Raw genomic sequence first — 18,934 nt, 5'->3', positions numbered from 1 at the left:
CGGTCCGGCGCTCAGGATTTGACCCTCGTACGGTGCCGGTCGAGCGCGCGTATCGGGATCGGCACGTACGGGACGCCGTAGAACGGCCCGAAGTGCAGGGGCGGGCCCTCGTCGGGCGCGTCCGGCGGCGGCGTCGTCAGCGCCGCCGCGTTGGCCGGCACCGGCACGGGGATCTCCTGGATCTCCTCGTTCACCCTCGCCGCTTCCTCGGCCCCGGCCCCGGTCGCCGCTGCCTGCTCCGGTCCTGCGACCGCCGCAGCAGCGGAAACAGCGGGTGATGCGGGGGAAACAGCGGCAGCAGGGGCAGGAAAGCCGGACGGCTGGGTCTGGGGGTGCGGGTGTGTGCTGTGCTGCAGCCGCTCCGTCGTCAGCAGGATCAGCCCGCCGGCCGCGACGACGCCGCAGCTCAGCGCGAGGATCGTGCCCGTCGTGCCGTAGCGGAAGGTTTCGCCGAACATCGTGATGCCGACCGCCGCGGCCACCACCGGGTTCACGACCGTCAGCGTCGCGAGCGGGGCCGCGAGGCCGCCGCCCCGGTAGGCCGCCTGGGAGAGCAGCAGACCGGAGACGCCGAGTACGGCGATCAGGGCCAGCGTGGGCAGGTCGGAGGCCGTGAGGCCGCCGTTCCAGTCCACGGCGACCACCTTCGTGAACACCGACGACATACCGAAGGCGATTCCGGACGCGACGGCCAGCAGCGTGCTGCGCACCGCCGGGTGCCGGTGTGCCGCGCGGCCCGCCACCATCAGCGCCACCACGGCGGAGCCGGTGACCACCGCCAGCAGCACCCGCTCGGTCGTGCCCAGGGACTGCGCGTCGGACGCGCCGACCAGCGACAGCAGGCCCGCGAGCCCGAGCGTCGCCATGATCGCGCCCCGCCAGGCGGCGGCCCCCGCCTTCCGGCGTACGAACACGGCCGCCATCGGCAGCGCGAACACGATCGTCAGGGCGCCCATCGGCTGGACGACGCTCAGCGGCCCGAAGGCCAGCGCCACCACGTGCAGCACGCCGCCGAAGCCGTTCAGCGCCACGGCGGCCCACCAGACCGGCCTGCGCATCGGCGCGTAGGACTCGCCGTGTTCGGAGTCCGCGACCCGCTCCTGAAGGATCGCTCCGCCCGCGTAGGCGACAGCGGAGACGAGCGACAGCAGGATGGACAACGCGAGGGCGCTCATGAGCAACTCCTCTGCGTGCGGCGCGGGCCGGCGGCCCGACGCGGCGAACGGTCGGCTTCCATAGTCACTACGATCCCCCCTCGCGCGCGCCACCGCGTCGTACCAGAGCATTCATTGGGTCCTACTGCCGATGGAGTACGCCGGGCCGGACGTCCTCCCCAGGGTGGGTGACGCGGGGGTGGAGCCGCTGCTCCGAGCTACGGCCCGACCTGGTACTACTGCCTTTCGTGGACCTCGACCCCGATCTCGCGGCGCTCCGACCGCTCGGCGGCTTCTTCGTACTACGAACGGCCGGAGCCCCCACCGACCTGCCCCCGACGCTCGCCCAGGCGTACACAGATCACGATGAGAACGTTTACGCGGATTCCATAACTTTTCGTGTCCGAACGGTCGCGGACCGTCTCCGCATCGCTGAGCTGCGGGTTTCCGCGTCGATCGCCCAACAGGCACTCGCGGCCCGCCTGTGGTCCATCGCCCTGGGCTGCGCGGTTCGCTACGGCCAGGTCCCCGACCTGGACCCCCGCCTCCTCCTCTGGGACGCCGCCGCGAGCGCCCCCGACGACCTGTGGCTGACGGAGGTACGCCCCCGGCCCGCCGACGCGGCGACGGTCGCGGACATCGTCGTACGACGGCACCTGGAGCCCCTCACCGCCCTCCTGCACGCCCGCTACGGCGTCGCCGAGGGCCTGCTCTGGGGCAACGCGGGCTCCGCCCTCGCCGGCGCGGCCCGCGAGCTGGACCGGTGGGCGCGCGGAGCGGACCCGGGCGCCGGCGCACGCGCCCGTGCCCTCGCCGCCGAACTCTTCACCCACCCCCGTCTCGCCCCGACCGGAACCCTCACCGGAACCGCCTTCCGGCGGCGCAGCTGCTGCCTCTACTACCGGGTGCCCGGCGGCGGGATCTGCGGAGACTGCTGCTTCACCAGGGCCCCACGCTCTTCCCCGGAGGGCACATCTGGGTGACCATGTGGGAACCAACCGCCGAGACAGGGAGTTTTGGGTGCGTGTGGGCCTGCTGACCCGGGAGTACCCGCCGGATGTGTACGGCGGCGCGGGCGTCCATGTCGAGTTCCTGGCCCGCGAGTTGGGCGCCCTCACCGACCTGGAGGTGCACTGCTGGGGCGAGGGACGCGGCGTCGGAGTGATCCGCCACCGCCCCTGGTCCGCGCTGGACGGCGCCAACGACGCCCTGCGGACCTTCTCCACGGACCTCTCCATCGCCGCCGCCCTCGAAGGCCGCGAGCTGGTCCACTCCCACACCTGGTACGCCAACCTGGCCGGCCACTTCGCCAAGCTCCTGTACGGCATCCCGCACGTGATGACCGCGCACTCCCTGGAGCCCCTGCGCCCCTGGAAGGCCGAGCAGCTCGGCGGCGGCTACGCCCTGTCGAGCTGGGCCGAACGCACGGCGATCGAGGCCGCCGACGCGGTGATCGCCGTGTCCGGGGCGATGCGCGAGGACATCCTCGCCTGCTACCCGGCCCTCGACCCGGCCACCGTGCATGTCGTGCACAACGGCATCGACACCGCCCTGTACCGCCCCGACCACGGCACCGACGCCCTCGCCCGGATCGGCGTCGACCCGGACCGGCCCTTCGTCCTGTTCGTCGGCCGCATCACCCGGCAGAAGGGCGTCCCGCACCTGCTGCGCGCGGTGCGGGACATCGACCCGGCCGCCCAGGTAGTGCTGTGCGCGGGCGCCCCGGACACCCCGGAGATCGACCGGGAGTTCCGCGAACTCTTCCAGGAGCTGAGCGCCGTACGCGAAGGCGTCTTCTGGATCCCGCAGATGCTGCCGCGCCCGGACGTCATCCAGCTCCTCACCCACGCCGCAGTCTTCGTCTGCCCCTCGGTGTACGAGCCACTGGGTATCGTCAACCTGGAGGCGATGGCCTGCGGGACTCCCGTGGTGGCCTCCCGGGTCGGCGGCATCCCCGAGGTGGTCGACGACGGCAAGACCGGTGTGCTCGTCTCCCTGGACGAGGACCCGCGGGTCTTCGAGGCGGACCTCGCGCGCGCCCTGGACTCCGTACTCGGTGATCCGGACGGCGCCCGGCGGATGGGGGAGGCCGGACGGGAACGCGCGGTGGGCGAGTTCGGATGGGACGCGGTGGCCCGGCGTACCGTGCGGCTCTACGAGGAGATCCTCAAAACGGGTCAACAGGCTTAGCGCGACCGGCGTGCGGGCAAGGATCGTGCACAACCACGGTGAGGGGAGCGGCGATGCGTCGTGGTGGACCTTCTGTGCTCGGGATCGTACTGGCGGGCGGAGAGGGCAAGCGGCTGATGCCCCTGACCGCCGACCGGGCGAAACCGGCGGTCACCTTTGGCGGAACGTATCGCCTGGTGGACTTCGTCCTGTCCAATCTCGTCAACGCGGACATCCTGCGCATCTGCGTGCTCACGCAGTACAAGTCGCACTCGCTGGACCGGCACATCACCACCACCTGGCGGATGTCCAGTCTGCTCGGTAACTACGTCACGCCGGTCCCGGCCCAGCAGCGCCTCGGGCCGCGCTGGTTCCTGGGCAGCGCGGACGCCATCCTGCAGTCCCTCAACCTCGTGCACGACGAACAGCCCGACTACGTCGCCGTGTTCGGTGCCGACCACGTGTACCGCATGGACCCCCGCCAGATGCTCAACCAGCACATCGAGGGCGGCGCCGGGGTCACGGTCGCGGGCATCCGGGTGCCGCGCACCGAGTCGTCGGCCTTCGGGGTGATCACTCCAGGCACGGACAACCAGACCGTGCAGGGCTTCCTGGAGAAGCCCGCCGACCCGCCAGGCCTCGCCGACGACCCGGAGGCCGTGTTCGCCTCGATGGGCAACTACATCTTCACCACCAAGGCCCTGATCGAGGCCCTCCAGCGGGACGCCGAGGACGGCGACTCCGTGCACGACATGGGCGGTTCGATCCTGCCCGCGCTCACCGAGCGGGGCGAGGCCCAGCTGTACGACTTCAGCGAGAACCACGTGCCCGGCGAGACGACACGCGACCAGGGCTACTGGCGGGACGTCGGGACGCTCGACGCGTACTACGACGCCCACATGGACCTGATCGCCGAGCGCCCGGCCTTCAACCTCTACAACCGCAGCTGGCCCGTCTACACCCACTCCGGCCAGCTGTCGCCCGCCCGCTTCAACGCCGGCGGCATCGCCAGCGAGTCGATCATCAGCGCGGGGTGCCTGATCCGGGGCCAGGTCACGCGCTCGGTGCTCTCGCCCGGGGTCCTGGTCGACCCGGGGGCCGTCGTGCAGGGGTCGATCCTGCACGACAACGTGCGCATCGGACGGGGCGCGATCGTGCGCGGGGCCGTCCTCGACAAGAACGTCGAGGTCCCGCCGGGCGCGACGATCGGCGTCAACCCGGAGCGCGACGCCGAGCTGTACACCGTTTCCAAGGGCGGGGTGATCGGCCTCGGCAAGGGCCAGCGCGTGACGTAGACCGGCGTGCCCACGCCCCCGACGGCCCCGGTGAGCCCGTGCTCACCGGGGCCGTCGGTGCGTCCGGGCTCCGGCGAGTGAGCCGAACGGGCTGTTGCCGTGCGGCCCCGAGGTGACCGTGCCGGTCGGGGCGCGGATCGGGACGTCCGGCGAGGAACGGATGCGGGGCACGACCGCCATCCGGCCCGAGCCCACGGAGGACCTCCCTGTGAGATGGACGCTGCGCACCGCCGGGGCGGTGACGGCCGCCGCCCTGTTCGCCGGCGCCCTCGCCGCCCCGGCCGCCCAAGCCCGCGCCGAGCGGCTCACCGACCTCGTCAACCCGTTCATCGGCACCGAGAACGAGGGCAACACCTTCCCCGGCGCGACCGTGCCCTTCGGCATGGTCCAGCTGTCACCCGACACCGGGCACAAGACCGGCTACCGCCACTCCCAGACCCGCATCAGGGGCTTCTCCCTCGTCCACCTCTCGGGCGTCGGCTGCCGGATCGGCGGCGACCTGCCGGTCCTCCCGACGACCGGCGACATCACGAGCACCGACTACGCGACCTACGCCGCCGAGTACGGCCACGACCAGGAGCGCGCCGCTCCCGGCTACTACCGGGTCGGCCTCGAATCGGGCATCGACGCCGAACTGACGGCGACCCACCGCACCGGCGTCCAGCGCTACACCTTCCCGGCGACCACCAAGGCCAACGTCCTCCTCAACGCGGGCCAGTCCCTGCACACCAAGGTGGCGAACCGCGTCGAGATCCTCGACGACCGCACCGTCCGTACGACCATCACCGGCTCCGGCTTCTGCCGGGGCACCAAGCCGTACACCGTCCACACGATCACCCGCTTCGACCGCCCCTTCACGGCGTACGGCACCTGGGACGGCTCCACGGTCACCGACGGCTCCCGCACCGGAGCGGACGGCGCCTACGTCCGCTTCGACACGACCGACGGGGACCGCAGTGTCGAGGCGACCACCGCGCTGTCGTACGTCGACGCGGAGGGCGCGGCGGGCAACCTGAGCGCCGAGGGCGGCCACTCCTTCGACGCCGTACGGGAGGCGGCCCGGGACCTCTGGGAGGCTCGCCTCGACGACGTCGCCGTGACCGGCGGCTCGGAGACCCTCCGGCGGACCTTCTACTCGTCTCTCTACCGCAGCTTCCTCGCCCCGAACATCGGCAGCGACGCCGACGGCCGCTACACCGGCTGGGACCTGAGGATCCACCGCGCACGGGACTTCACGTATTATCAGAACTGGTCCCTCTGGGACACCTACCGCACCCAGGCCCAACTCCTGTCGCTGCTCGCGCCCCGCGAGGCCCGGGACATGGCGCTCTCGGTGCTGAAGATCGACGAGGAGGGCGGCTGGCTCCCCAAGTGGGGCTACGGCACGGTCGAGACCAACATCATGACCGGCGACCCGGTCACTCCCTTCCTCACCCACGCCTACCAGCAGGGCCTCCTGCACGGCCACGAGGAGCGCGCCTACCGCGCCCTGAAGAAGAACGCCGACGGCGTGCCTCCCACCGCCCTGCCCATGCTCGGGCGCGAGGCGAACAAGGAGTACATCGCGAACGGCTTCGCGCCCTATGTGAAGGGCCGCCCGCGCACCAAGCTCGGCGACTCGGACTACCACTGGGGCGCCTCCGTCACCCTCGAATACGCCCTGTCCGACGCGATGCTGGCCCAGATGGCCCGCGACCTCGGCCACCGGGCTGACGCCGACCGCTACGCCCGCCGGGCACAGAGCTACCGAGCCGTCCTCGACCCCGCCACAGGGTTCTTCCGCCCCCGGGACGGCGCCGGAGCCTTCACCGGCGACCCCGATCCGGCCGTCGGCGAGGGCTTCCACGAGGGCACGGCCTGGCAGTACCAGTGGCTGGTCCCGCAGGACCTGCCCGGACTGGTGGACCTGCTCGGCGGCAGGGAGGCCGCCGACAAGCGGCTCGACGCCTTCTTCGCCTACGACCAGCTGAAGGCCGACCCGGCCCGGACGGCCCGCGAGGTGTGGGTGAACGGCCCGTACGCCTACTACAACGCGGACAAGTACAACCCCCAGAACGAGGTCGACCTCACCGCCCCCTACACCTATCTCTCCACGGGCCGGCCCTGGAAGACGACGGAGGTCGTGCACGCCGCCCTGACCCTCTACACGGACGGCCCGACCGGCATGACCGGCAACGACGACATGGGCACCATGTCCGCCTGGCACGTCCTGTCCGCGATCGGGATCTTCCCGGTACAGCCCGGCTACGACACCTGGGGCCTGTCCACCCCCGTCTTCGACCGGGTCGACCTCACCCTCGACCCCGACTACTACCCCCTCGGCGCCCTCACGGTGACGGCACCGGGTACGTCGGACAGCCGACGGTACGTCCAGTCGGTGGCCGTCGACGGGACTTCGTACAGCCGTACGTATGTGACGAGCGCGTTGCTACGGGGTGCGCGTGCGCTGGAGTTCACGGTCGGCCCGGAGCCGTCCGGGTGGGGTACGGAAGCGGAGGATGCGCCGCCCGCCCTGCGATAGCGGGCCGGTTGCGTCCCCGGAGCCTCCCGCGGGCAGTGACGTAACCTCATAAGTCACTTAAGTCCCGCTGCTCGCGGAGCAGCGGGACTTAATCCGTTGTTAACTGTGCGTAGCTTGATCGTACTTGACCGTAATCGGCCGCAGGCGATTGACTGCTGGCTCACCCGTAGTCGACGCGAGAGCGATCCCTTGACCTCTGAGACCTCGGACCTGCTCGCCCCCCTCGACCTGGCGTTCTGGAACATCGACTCCGACCTGCACCCCATGCACCTGGGCGCCCTCGGTGTCTTCTCCACCCACTCACCCGCCGCCGGAGCCCACGCGGCCGACCTCCTCGCCGCCCGCGCCGCCGCCGTACCCGGACTGCGCATGCGCATCCGCGACGTCTGGCAGCCGCTGCTCCCGCTGGCCTTCGGCGGCGCCACCCGCGAGACCGCCCCGGACTTCGACCCGCTCGACCACGTCCGGCTGCACGCCCCCACCGCCGACTTCCACGCCGAGGCCGGACGGCTCATGGAACGCTCGCTGCAGCGCGGCCGGCCGCCGTGGGAGGCACACGTCCTGCCCGGCGAGGACGGCACCTCCTTCGCCGTCCTCTTCAAGTTCCACCACGCCCTCGCCGACGGCCTGCGCGCCCTCACCCTTGCCGCCGGTGTCATGGACCCGCTCGACCTGCCGGCGCCGCGCCCGCGCCCCGAACCGCCGGCCACGGGCCTCTTCCCGGACGTGCGCAAGCTGCCCGGCCTGGTGCGCGGCGCCTTCTCCGACGTGGGCCGGGCCCTGGACATCGGCGCCTCCGTGGCCCGCTCCGGCCTGGGCACGCTGGGCGAGCGCTCCTCCGCCGCGCTCGTGGCCGAGCCGAGCGGCACCCGTCGTACCGCCGGAGTCCTCCTCGACCTCGACGACATCCACCGGGTGCGCAAGACGGCGGGCGGCACCGTCAACGACGTACTCATCGCCGTCGTCGCCGGAGCACTGCGGCGCTGGCTCGACGAGCGCGGCGACGGCAGCGAGGGGGTCGCGCCGCGTGCGCTCATCCCCGTCTCGAAACGGCGTCCGCGCACCGCGCACCCCCAGGGCAACCGGCTCTCCGGCTATCTGATGCGGCTGCCCGTCGACGATCCGGACCCGCTGCGGCGCCTCGACTCCGTACGCGGTGCCATGGACCGCAACAAGGACGCGGGCCCCGGGCGGGGTGCGGGCGCGGTGGCGCTGCTGGCCGACCATGTGCCGCCGCTCGGACACCGGCTCGGCGGACCGCTGGTCAAGCAGGCGGCCCGGCTGTGGTTCGACATCCTCGTCACCAGCGTGCCGCTGCCGAGCCTCGGGCTGCGGCTCGGTGGCAATCCGCTGGTCGAGGTCTACCCCTTCGCTCCCCTCGCCCAGGGACAGTCGCTGGCGGTCGCCATCTCGACGTATCGGGGGCACGTGCATTTCGGGCTTGTCGCGGACGCGGAAGCCGTGCCGGACCTCGACCGGTTCGCCGCCGCCGTCTCGGCGGAAGTGGCGGGGCTGGTCGCCGCCTGCGCCCTCTGAACGGCCCGCTGAGCAGGGGCATGATCGTCGCGGGTTTGGTGACTGGGGTCGGGCTTCCGTAAAATCGCCTGTTCGAGAGCGGGCGCGGTCAAGGCGCCGCGACGGCGACCCCAGGGAACGGCAGCGCGATGACGGTGACAGAGGACGGCCCGACGGCTGTGGACGGCCAGGAAGACGTGGACAACGTCTCCCACGGTCCCGGCATCGACCCCGAGCGCATGGCCGTCTGCCTCAGCGTGCTCGAAGAACTCGACAAACTGGACGTCGACCACCCCGACGCCATCGCCGTGCGCCGAGCCACCGCCGGTGTCTACCGCACGGTCAAGCAGCGCCGCAGGCAGGAGCGCCGGGCGTCCAAGACCGCCCACGACAAGGCGGTCACCGAGTCCACGGCGACCGGCTCCGCCCAGCGCATCGACGACGAGACCGAGGGCATCCTGCCGTCGTCGGTGACCGAGGCCGGGCAGATCGCGGGGATACTCCAGCGCCCCCGCTCCTGCTACACCTGCAAGACCCGGTACGTCGAGGTCGACTACTTCTACCACCAGCTCTGCCAGGACTGCGCCGCCCTCAACCGCTCCCGCCGCGACGCCCGCACCGACCTCACCGGCAAGCGCGCGCTGCTCACCGGCGGCCGGGCCAAGATCGGCATGTACATCGCGCTGCGGCTGCTGCGCGACGGCGCGCACACCACGATCACCACCCGGTTCCCCAAGGACGCCATCCGCCGCTTCAAGGCCATGGACGACTCGGCGGACTGGCTGCACCGCCTGGAGGTCGTCGGCACCGACCTGCGCGACCCGGCCCAGGTCGTCGCCCTCGCCGACCGGATCGCCGAGCAGGGCACCCTCGACATCCTGATCAACAACGCGACCCAGACGGTACGACGGCTGCCGTCCGCGTACGCCGCGCTCGTCGAGGCCGAGAGCGCTCCGCTGCCCGCCGGTGAGCTGCCCGCCCACCATGTCATCGGCGCGTTCAACTCCGGCGCGGTCGACGGACTTGCCGCGCTGCCCGTCGGCATCAGCGGCATCGACGCCCAGCAGGTCGCCGACCTCGCCCTGGTCGCGGGCAACGCCAGCGTCGCCCGGCACCTCGACGGGACCGCCATCGACGCGGGAGGTCTTGTCCCGGACGTCGTCGACACCAACACGTGGGTGCAGACGATCGAGCAGATCTCCCCGGTGGAGTTGCTGGAGACCCAGCTGTGCAACTACACGGCGCCGTTCATCCTGATCAGCAAGTTGCGTCCGGCGATGGCGGGGGCGGCGCGGGCGGCCGAGAGCGGGCGCGCGTATGTCGTCAACGTGTCGGCGATGGAGGGGGTGTTCGGGCGTGGGTACAAGGGTGCGGGGCATCCGAACACGAATGCGGCGAAGGCCGCGATGAACATGGTGACGCGGACCAGTGCGCAGGAGATGTTCCAGGCCGACGGGATTCTGATGACGTCGGTGGACACCGGGTGGATCACTGACGAGCGGCCTCATTACGACAAGCTGCGGCTGGCGGACGAGGGGTTCCATGCGCCGCTTGATCTTGTGGATGGGGCGGCTCGTGTATACGACCCGGTCGTGCGCGGGGAGGCGGGGGAGGACGTGTACGGGGTGTTTTTGAAGGACTATGCGCCAGGTAAGTGGTAGGTCGGGGTTGTGGGGCGGCTGCGGGCTCGTGGGGGCTTGTCGCGCAGTTCCCCGCGCCCCTAGGTAGGTGTCGGTCTCGCCGGTTTTACCCGTGTGCCGCCGTCTACCACCAGGTCTGTTCCTGTCACCCACTCTGCTGCGTCTGACGCCAGCCATAGGACTGCTTGGGCGATGTCATCGGGTTCGCCGATTCGGGCCAGGGGTAGGCCGGTTGCGATTTCCTGCTCTCCCGGTTCCCATACGAAACGGGCCATTTCCGTGCGGACCAGGCCGGGGGAGACCGAGTTGACGCGGACCTTCGGGGCCAGCTCGCCCGCCAGTTGTTGCGTGAGGTGGAGCAGGGCGGCCTTTGTCGTGCCGTAGGCGCCCACGTTGGGGCCCACGTGTGTGGCGCCCTCTGTGCAGATGTTGACGATCGTGCCGCCGTGTTCGCGCATCCAGGCTCGCCAGGCGTGTTGCGTCAGGCGTAGTGGTGCCTCGACGTTGACCGTGAACGCCTCGCGCCAGATGTCGGGGTCGGCGTCCATGAGCGGGCCGTAGGGCTGGTTCGTGGCCGCGTTGTTCACGACGATGTCTAGGCGGCCGAAGGTGTCGAGTGTGAACTCGGTCAACAGGGATAGGTGTGCGGGGTCGGCGACACTTCCCGCCAGGCCGATCCCGCCGAGTGTCTTGGCGGCCTGCGCAACCCCGGCCGGATCGCGGGCCGTTACGCACACCTGAGCCCCCGCCCGCACCAGCGCCTCCGCGACAGCCAGCCCGATGCCTCGCGTGCCCCCGGTGATCAGAGCGACCCGTCCGTCGAGTCCGTACGGTGACGTCATCCGCGTACCGTCTCATGACGGGTCGTCAGCCAACAGCCCTCGGGCGTACGGCGGTTCGCGGTGTCATTCGCGGGGTCAGTCGACGGCGCCCAGTCTGGAGTGCTGTTCCGCGAGCAGCTCAAGGAGCGTGCGCCAGTCCTCCAGTACGCCCGCGTCGACGCCGGGGGTGTGGGCCGCCTCGTCCGCCTGGCGCAGGGTGAGGGTGTCCGCGTCCGTGTGCGGGTCCCGGTCCGTGGCGTGCGGGCTGTCGTGTACGAGGCGGGCGACCCGTTCGCCGAGCAGGTGCCGTACCGCGTGTGCCGCCGTACGGGCGTGGCGGGTGGGGTCGCCGGGGGCGAGGAGTCGGCCTATGACGTGGACCAGGCCCGCGATCTGGAGTTCCTTGTCGGCGGGGCGACTTCGGCGCAGCAGGGCGGCCGTCTGGAGCGCGTGCTGGTGCAGGTCGACGGGGTCGGTGCCGTGCTCAGGGGTGCCCCGGCAGGCGTGCAGCAGATCCATCAGCTCCTCTATGCCGCGCAGCTCCATGCGTCAGTCCTCCCGAGTCCTACCGCGGGACCAGCCGTTGCCTTCTGGCAGCAGATCAGGGCCGGCTTGCGCGCGGGCCAACGGGAGCTGAACTGCCGGACGTGTTCCGGCAATGGCGTACACGGGTGCGTGGGTTGAGCCGTACGGGTGATGCTCAAACCGTGCTCCACGTCACAAACAACCCCAGATTATGGCCGAATGAACTCTGGGCGACGTGAGATCTTTACCCCTTGTTTTCACCCCATCGAGCGGGCTCGCGCTCATTTGGTTAATACTGGAGCGGACGGGCAGCACGACTGGGTTCCACCCACACCCACGGTCCGTCACCGGCGCCACCGCGTCCTGACTGCTCTTGACCCAGACCCGAGTGGATGTGGAGCGACCGGCGGCAGGCTGGTCCCGAATGTCCTGAGGGTGACCCGACACATAAGGAGTGCGCGGTGACACCGGAGAAGACGAATCTCGAACAAGGCCCAGAGGAACGCACGACGGCCCCCGTCGACCGGAGCGACCGGCTCGGCAGCCTCGACGTCTGGGCCAGGTCGGCCCCGATCCGTCTGGCGGGCTACGAGGACGACCTCGCCGAGCCGCACATCCTGCCCAGCGTCGACTGACGCCACGCAGGGACCCGTCGAGATCGACATCGGCATGGGCGTGCCAGACTCGCGCCCATGCTGATCATCAGGGAAGCCGCGGCCGGTGACTGGCCGCGGATCTGGCCGTTCTGGCACCGCATCGTCGCCGCCGCAGACACCTACACCTGGGACCCGGACACCTCCGAGGAAGCGGCCCGCGCCCTGTGGATGAGCCCGGCCAAGCGCGTGTACGTCGCAGAGGACCCCGCCGGAGCCGTGGTCGGCTCCGCCTTTCTCGCCCCCAACTACGGTGGTCCCGCCGCCCGGATCGCCAACGCCGGGTTCATGGTCGACCCCGACTGCGGAGGCCGTGGCATCGGCCGCGCCCTCGCCGAACACGTCCTGAGTGAGGCCGTGGTCCACGGCTATCGGGGCATGGTCTTCAACGCGGTCGTCGAGACCAACCCGGCGGTCAAGCTGTGGAGTTCGCTCGGCTTCACGATCCTCGGCACCGTCCCGGACGCCTTCGACCATCCCCGGGACGGCCGGGTGGGCCTGCACATCATGTACAAGGCCCTCGGCGACGAACCCGCTTCATGAGGACGTGAGGACATGAGGATCTGAGGAGCTAGTCGAGCGGAGCCGTCCGCTGCCAGGGGTGCAGCTCCTCCAACTGCTGGGCCACGTCAAGGAGTACGGCCTCCGAGCCCGGGCGGCCCACCAATTGGACGGCGCAGGGCGCACCCGAGGGCAGGCTGCCGAACGGTACGGCCATCGCCGGCCAGCCCGTCAGGTTCCACGGGGGCGTCATCGGCGAGTAGTTGGTGTTGGCGAGGACATTGCGCAGCCAGCCCCGCTCGTGCCAGGCCACGGCGGCGGGGGAGCGGCGGGCCAGCGCCGGAGTGAGCAGGACGTCGTGCTCGGCGAAGAACGGCTCCAGCCGGCGCCGCAGTTGCTCCTTGTGCTGACCGCGCTCGACGTAGCCGACGAACCGGCGTCCGACGGCCGCGTGCACCCGGGTGCGCCGGGTGAGCGCACTCCGGTCGAAGCCCTCGGAGTCCCGTGCCGTGCCCGCCGTCCAGTGGGTGAAGGAGGTGACGCCGATCGACAGCGGGTACGGCGGGTCGGCGGGCCGCACCTGGTGACCGGCGCCGTCGAGCAGGGCGGCGGCCTCGCGCGCCGCGGAGACGTACGGCCTGCTGATCGTGACGCCGGTGATGGGGCTGCGGACGGAGAGCGCGACCTTGCGGCCCGCGTGCGCGTCCGACCGTACGAACTCCGTGTCCGCGAGGACCGACAGCATCAGGCGGGCGTCCTCGACCGTCGTCGCCAGCGGGCCGTTCTCCGACATGCCGAACCAGTCGCCGTTGCCGATGCCCGCCGGGACCACCCCGAGGCCCGGCTTGATGGTGACGACACCGCAGTTGGCGGCGGGGATGCGCAGTGAGCCCATGCCGTCGTTGCCCAGCGCGATCGGCACCAGCCCCGCGCCGACGGCAGCCGCGCTGCCACCCGACGAACCGCCCGCCGTACGGGTGGTGTCCCACGGGTTGCGGGCCGTGCCGAGCGTGCCCTCGGTCGTCCCCCAGATGCACAGCTCGGGCACATTGGTGACCCCGACGACGATCGCGCCCGCCGCGCGGAGCCGGGCCACGGTGATGTGGTCGTGGTCGGCGGGGGTGTCCGGCGTCGCCGTGCTGCCGTGCCGGGTGGACTCGCCGCGTACGCCCAGGTTGTCCTTGACCGCGACGGGTACGCCCGCGAGCGGCAGGTCGGCCAGATCGGCGCGGGCGGCCACCTCGTCCGCCTCGGCCAGCGCCTCCTGGGCCCGCAGCCTGCGGAACGCTCCCACGCGGGCGTCCAGCAGTTCGATACGGGCAAGATGTTCGGCCACGACTTCACGGGGCGTCACGCGCTTCTCGCGTACGGCGGCGGCGATCTCGGTGGCGGTACGGCCGACCCAGCTGGTCACGGGGGCTCCTCGGGGTGGATGCAACACATGGTGCTACGCGTGAGGCGATGAGGCTACTCGTGAGTACAGGTGGCGTCGAGATCCGGTGCCGGGAGCCGGTGCCGGGGCCGGTGAGGTGTCGTGGACCTTGGACATTCGGCCTGGCTCTCTTGGACTTTTCGCGCGCCGGGGCATCCGGCTCCCGCCGCAGAGTCGCTGGTCATCCGATCACTGGCCGAACTCGCCTGGCTCCGGACCCCATTGACAGTGCCTGAGGTGCGCTCAATCATCACACCTCCGATGAATGGGAGCTTCCAGATGAGTACGTATCCAAGACGTCGGCTCCTGGGCGCGCTGGTCGCCCTTCTGCTGCTGGCCGCCCCGGTACCGGCCGTCGCGGGCACGGTGGCGGCGAGCATCCCGATCACCGTCCCCGCCCTCACCAACTGGACCCCGGAGCAGGGGAGTTATCAGTACGGCGGCTCCGCCCGGCTGGTCGCCGACAGCGCGCCCGAGCGCAGGGTCGCGGACACCCTCGCCGACGACCTGCGCGACGCGGGCCACGGCAACGTACCCGTGGTCAGTGCCGGCGCGCGTACCGGTGACATCGTTATCGACGTCCAGCCGGGCCGGGCCGCGCTGGGTGCCGAGGGGTACGAACTCCGGGCGGGCGCACGGCTGTCGGTGACCGGCGCGACCGAGCGCGGCGCCTTCTACGGCACCCGCACCCTCCTCCAACTCCTCGCCCAGGGCGACCGGATCCCCGCCGGTCGCACGGTCGACGTACCCCGGTACGCGGAGCGGGGCGTCGGCGTGTGCGCCTGCTACATCCACATCTCGACCGAGTGGCTGGAGAACCTCGTACGCGACATGGCGTACCACAAGCTCAACCAGCTGCTCCTGGAACTCAAGGTGAAGAGCGACGCCCATCCCGAGGCCAACACCTGGGGCTACTACACCAAGGACGAGATCCGGCGGCTCGTCGCCCTCGGCGACAAGTACCACGTCGAGATCATCCCGGAGATCAACTCCCCGGGCCACATGGACCCCTGGATCGAGAACCGCCCCGACCTCCAGCTCACCGACTCCGACGGCAACAAGCAGCCCAGCAGGCTCGACATCACCCAGCCCGCCGCCTTCGACTACTACACGAGCCTGATCGACGAGTACGCCCAGGTCTTCACCGGCGGCTCCTGGCACATGGGCGCCGACGAGTACATGCTCGGCTCCGACTTCGCCAAGTACCCCCAAGTCCTGCGCTACGCACGGGAGAAGTACGGGGCGAACGCCACCCCGCAGGACGCCTTCATCGACTTCGTCAACCGCGTCCAGACCTATGTGACGGCCAAGGGCAAGAAGCTGCGCATCTGGAACGACGGCCTCACCGGCGCCAACACCGTCCGGGTGACGGCGGGCACGACGGTCGAGCACTGGCTGAACGTGGCCGTGAAGCCGAGCCAAATCCTGGCCCAGGGCTACCCGTTGATGAACGCGGCCTACGCTCTGTACCTCGTCCGGGGCGGCTTCCACACCGACACCAAGGGCCTGTACGACCAGAGTTGGGACCCGCGCAGCTTCGAGGGCGAGAAGGTCACCTCCAGCCGGGGCATCACCGGCGCGAAGATCAGCCTCTGGCCCGACAACGGACGCGGCGAGACCGAGAACGAGGTCGCCGTCGACACCGACCCCGCACTACGGCACGTCGCCCAGGCCACCTGGGGCGACCCCCGTCCCGACGCCACCTACGCCCAGTTCACGGCGCGCGCGACCGCTGTCGGCCACGCACCCGGCTGGCGGGACCTGACCCGGGTACCGGTCGCGGACGGGACGTACACCTTCAGGTCGGGCGCCACCACCCTCACCGCCGACGTCAAGCGCACCCCCGACGGCTACGTCACCCTGCGGACCGGCGGCGGCTGCCTGGAGGTGCGCGGCGGAAAGCTCACGCTCAACACCCCGCTCCAGCCCGGCGTAGAGATCACGGCACAGACCTGCGATGCCGGAAACACCTTGCAGCGCTGGGAGTTGGCGCAGGCGTCCGGGGGCTTCACGCTCGTCAACGCGATCACGCGGATGGCGGTGCACGTGACCGGGGACGGACGGCTCGTGCAGTACCCGCCGGACCAACAGCCGCCCGCTGTCTGGCACTTGCCCGCCCTCCACTGAAAGTCCCCTGATACCTCGAACCCCTGACCACTGACCCGAGGAGCCCGTTCCCCATGACAGTCTCCAGACGTCTGTTCGTCACAGCCGCCGCCGCGCTGGTCGCCTCGCGCGGTACCTCCCTCGCTCTGGCCGCCCCGGCCCCGGCGGGGGCCCGGCTCGCGGAGGAGCCGAACTTCCGTATCCCCGTCAGCCCTACCGACTCCGCCGACGTCCTGGTCGCCAAGGCCTCCCAAGTCCGGCCCACCGCACGGCAGATCGCCTGGCAGCGGCTGGAGCGGACCGCGTTCCTGCACTTCGGGGTCAACACCTTCACCGGCCTCGAATGGGGCACCGGCGACGAGGACCCGAACGTCTTCCAGCCGACCGGCCTGGACACCGACCAGTGGGCACGGGCCCTGCGGGACGGCGGCTTCAAGCTCGCCATCCTCACCGTCAAGCACCACGACGGCTTCGTCCTCTATCCCTCCCGCTACACCGACCACTCGGTGGCGTCGAGCAGTTGGCGTGCCGGTCAGGGCGATGTGCTGCGCTCCTTCGCCGACTCCATGCGGCGGTACGGGCTGAAGGTCGGCGTGTACATCTCCCCGGCCGACGAGAACCAGTACCTCCACGGCGTCTACGCCAACGGCAGCCCGCGCGTCGAGCACACCATCCCGACTTCGGTCGAGGGCGACGAACGCCCCGACGGGCCGACGTTCACCCTCCCCGCCACCGACTACGGCGCCCACATGCTCGACCAACTCTACGAGGTCCTCACCGAGTACGGGCCGGTCGACGAGGTCTGGTTCGACGGTGCCCAGGGGCGCATCCCGCCGGACAAGGTCGAGAAGTACGACTGGGACAGCTGGTACACCCTGGTCCGCACGCTCGCCCCGGACGCCACGATCGCCGTGTCCGGCCCCGATGTCCGCTGGGTCGGCAACGAGGGCGGGCTGGCGCGCGAGAACGAGTGGAGCGTCGTGCCGGTCGCCGAGAAGGACTACGGCAGGACCGACTTCGCCCTCTCCTACGACGCGGCGGACATGGGCGGCCGGGACGCGCTGGTGGCAGCCCGTTCCGTCGCGGACTACGTGCAGTGGTGGCCGGCCGAGTGCGACGTGTCCATCAGGGACGGCTGGTTCTACCACGCGGACCAACAGCCCAAGTCGGTCGACCAGTTGACCGAGATCTACTTCGGCTCGGTCGGCCGCAACGCCGTACTGCTCCTGAACGTCCCACCGGACACCGACGGCCTCCTCGCCGCCTCCGATGTCACCCGCCTACGGGAGTTCCGCGAGCGGGTCGACCGCGAACTCCCGACCGACCTGACGACCGGCGCGACGGTCACCCGCACTCCGGGTGTCGTCACCGTCGACCTGGGCCGGGAACGCGAGGCGAACCGGATCCGCCTCGCGGAGGACATCCAGCACGGCCAGCAGGTCGAGGCCTTCGTCGTCGAGGCGTTCACCGGGGGCACCTGGACCCGGGTGACAACAGCGGGCACGATCGGCGCCAGCCGCATCCTGCGCCTGACGACCCCGGTCAGGGCAAGACGCTGGCGGGTGCGGGTGACCCGGACGAGGGCGGAGGCGAGGATCGCGGAGTTCGGCTTGTACAGGTCGACGGTGGCGTGACGACCTGACGGCGGGGCGCTGGGGGGGCGGGCGCGCAGCGCCCCCCTAGGGGCGCGGGGAACTGCGCGACCAGCCCCCACCGGGCCCGCAGACAACCACGACCCCTACAACTACAACGGCGGAGCATCCAGCTGCGCCCGCAACCACTGCTCGACTTCCCCCACATGCGCCGCAGCAGCGGCCCTCGCCGCCTCCGGATCATGCGCCACGAGCGCGCGGTGGATCGCCGCGTGCTCGCGGCGCGTCCGCGCGAACGCCCCCTCCTCCTGATACCCCCGCCACACCCGGGCCCGGAACGTCCGTGAGGAGAGCCCCTCCAGGATCGCCGCCATGGTGTCGTTCCCCGCCGCGGCGGCGATCTCGCGATGGAACGCGAGGTCGTGGGCCAGGATCTCCTCCGGATCATCGGTCGCGTTCATCGCCGTGAGGTGTTTCTCCACCTCCGCCAGCTGATCCGGCGTGATCCGTGCGGCGGCCAGTGCGGTCGCCGTCGACTCCAGGATGCGCCGGACCTCCAGCAGCTCCACCAGTCGCGGTCCCCGCGAGAGGTCCGCGACCACACCGAAGGTCTCCAGCAGGTCACCCGCCTCCAGCTGGGTGACGTAGATGCCCGAACCGTGCCGGGCCTCCAGTACGCCCATCACGGTGAGCGCCCGGATCGCCTCCCGCATCGAGCTGCGCGAGATGCCCAGCCGGGCGGCCAGATCGCGCTCGGTGGGCAGCCGCTGGCCGGGCTCCAGCCGGCCCTCGCCGATCATCGCCTTGATCTGCTCGATGGCCCGCTGCGTCACGGTGCCCTTCTGGGGGGCGGCCTCCCCGTTCCTGGCCGGGATCTCGTCCACGCCGTGTCCTCCTGTCGCAGGGTGCGCCGCAGTCTAACCAGCAGGTTGGTCGGACCACTACGGTCGGAATCGAGGAAAACTTGGCCTCAAAGGGTGTTCCAACCCGGAAGTGGTCTGATAAATATG

General features: G+C 70.9%; 15 protein-coding genes. 10 read left to right on the top strand and 5 right to left on the bottom strand.

Annotated features, from left to right (window positions below; translation table 11 throughout):
• Window positions 1–11: 11 nt before the first annotated feature.
• The gene (locus CW359_RS11440) at window positions 12–1,175 is read right to left on the bottom strand and encodes a DMT family transporter (RefSeq protein WP_198655182.1); all 1,164 of its coding nucleotides are present in this window, start codon (window positions 1,173–1,175) and stop codon (window positions 12–14) included.
• Window positions 1,176–1,402: 227 nt separating this feature from the next.
• Here CW359_RS11440 and CW359_RS11435 point away from each other — a divergent pair, with 227 nt between their 5' ends.
• The 6 genes from CW359_RS11435 (at window position 1,403) to CW359_RS11410 (ending at window position 10,315) form a co-directional block, all read left to right on the top strand.
• Window positions 1,403–2,137, top strand: a complete 735-nt coding sequence (locus CW359_RS11435; RefSeq protein WP_105969750.1) for an IucA/IucC family C-terminal-domain containing protein — start codon at window positions 1,403–1,405, stop codon at window positions 2,135–2,137.
• Between the two features lie 37 nt (window positions 2,138–2,174).
• Window positions 2,175–3,344: a glycogen synthase gene (glgA, locus tag CW359_RS11430; RefSeq protein WP_105969749.1), complete on the top strand. Its 1,170-nt coding sequence runs from the start codon at window positions 2,175–2,177 to the stop codon at window positions 3,342–3,344.
• Between the two features lie 53 nt (window positions 3,345–3,397).
• Entirely contained in the window at window positions 3,398–4,618 is a 1,221-nt protein-coding gene (glgC, locus tag CW359_RS11425; protein ID WP_105969748.1) for a glucose-1-phosphate adenylyltransferase, read from the top strand.
• A 160-nt stretch (window positions 4,619–4,778) separates the two neighbouring features.
• Window positions 4,779–7,139 (top strand): GH92 family glycosyl hydrolase, encoded by a 2,361-nt coding sequence (locus tag CW359_RS11420; RefSeq protein WP_232838357.1) that lies wholly within the window; start codon window positions 4,779–4,781, stop codon window positions 7,137–7,139.
• Between the two features lie 189 nt (window positions 7,140–7,328).
• A complete protein-coding gene (locus CW359_RS11415) occupies window positions 7,329–8,675 on the top strand; it encodes a wax ester/triacylglycerol synthase family O-acyltransferase (RefSeq protein ID WP_105969747.1) in 1,347 nt (448 codons plus the stop codon).
• 128 nt (window positions 8,676–8,803) lie between these two features.
• Entirely contained in the window at window positions 8,804–10,315 is a 1,512-nt protein-coding gene (locus CW359_RS11410; protein ID WP_105969746.1) for an SDR family NAD(P)-dependent oxidoreductase, read from the top strand.
• 59 nt (window positions 10,316–10,374) lie between these two features.
• Here the strand turns inward: CW359_RS11410 and CW359_RS11405 are convergent, their stop codons facing one another.
• Together CW359_RS11405 and CW359_RS11400 are read right to left on the bottom strand one after the other, a co-directional pair.
• A complete protein-coding gene (locus CW359_RS11405) occupies window positions 10,375–11,136 on the bottom strand; it encodes an SDR family oxidoreductase (protein WP_105969745.1) in 762 nt (253 codons plus the stop codon).
• Window positions 11,137–11,211: 75 nt separating this feature from the next.
• Window positions 11,212–11,661 (bottom strand): hypothetical protein, encoded by a 450-nt coding sequence (locus CW359_RS11400; RefSeq protein ID WP_105969744.1) that lies wholly within the window; start codon window positions 11,659–11,661, stop codon window positions 11,212–11,214.
• Window positions 11,662–12,101: 440 nt separating this feature from the next.
• Here CW359_RS11400 and CW359_RS45805 point away from each other — a divergent pair, with 440 nt between their 5' ends.
• Window positions 12,102–12,275, top strand: coding sequence for a hypothetical protein (locus CW359_RS45805; RefSeq protein WP_198655181.1), 174 nt, complete (start codon window positions 12,102–12,104; stop codon window positions 12,273–12,275).
• Between the two features lie 60 nt (window positions 12,276–12,335).
• Complete coding sequence (locus CW359_RS11395) at window positions 12,336–12,836, top strand: GNAT family N-acetyltransferase (protein ID WP_105969926.1); 501 nt, start codon at window positions 12,336–12,338, stop codon at window positions 12,834–12,836.
• A 28-nt stretch (window positions 12,837–12,864) separates the two neighbouring features.
• On the opposite strand, the gene CW359_RS11390 is transcribed toward CW359_RS11395, so the two are convergent.
• Window positions 12,865–14,208, bottom strand: coding sequence for an amidase (locus CW359_RS11390; protein ID WP_105969743.1), 1,344 nt, complete (start codon window positions 14,206–14,208; stop codon window positions 12,865–12,867).
• Between the two features lie 297 nt (window positions 14,209–14,505).
• Here CW359_RS11390 and CW359_RS11385 point away from each other — a divergent pair, with 297 nt between their 5' ends.
• Both CW359_RS11385 and CW359_RS11380 read left to right on the top strand, forming a co-directional pair.
• Window positions 14,506–16,353, top strand: coding sequence for a family 20 glycosylhydrolase (locus CW359_RS11385; RefSeq protein ID WP_105969742.1), 1,848 nt, complete (start codon window positions 14,506–14,508; stop codon window positions 16,351–16,353).
• A gap of 53 nt (window positions 16,354–16,406) precedes the next feature.
• Entirely contained in the window at window positions 16,407–17,966 is a 1,560-nt protein-coding gene (locus CW359_RS11380) for an alpha-L-fucosidase (protein ID WP_105969741.1), read from the top strand.
• Between the two features lie 110 nt (window positions 17,967–18,076).
• On the opposite strand, the gene CW359_RS11375 is transcribed toward CW359_RS11380, so the two are convergent.
• Window positions 18,077–18,808 carry a FadR/GntR family transcriptional regulator gene (locus tag CW359_RS11375; protein WP_198655180.1) on the bottom strand — a complete coding sequence of 244 codons (732 nt, stop codon included), beginning with the start codon at window positions 18,806–18,808 and terminating at the stop codon, window positions 18,077–18,079.
• Between the last annotated feature and the right edge of the window lie 126 nt (window positions 18,809–18,934).

The sequence above is a fragment of the Streptomyces geranii genome (genome assembly GCF_002954775.1).
Taxonomy (GTDB): domain Bacteria; phylum Actinomycetota; class Actinomycetes; order Streptomycetales; family Streptomycetaceae; genus Streptomyces; species Streptomyces geranii.
This window is presented reverse-complemented; position numbering and strand designations above follow the sequence as displayed.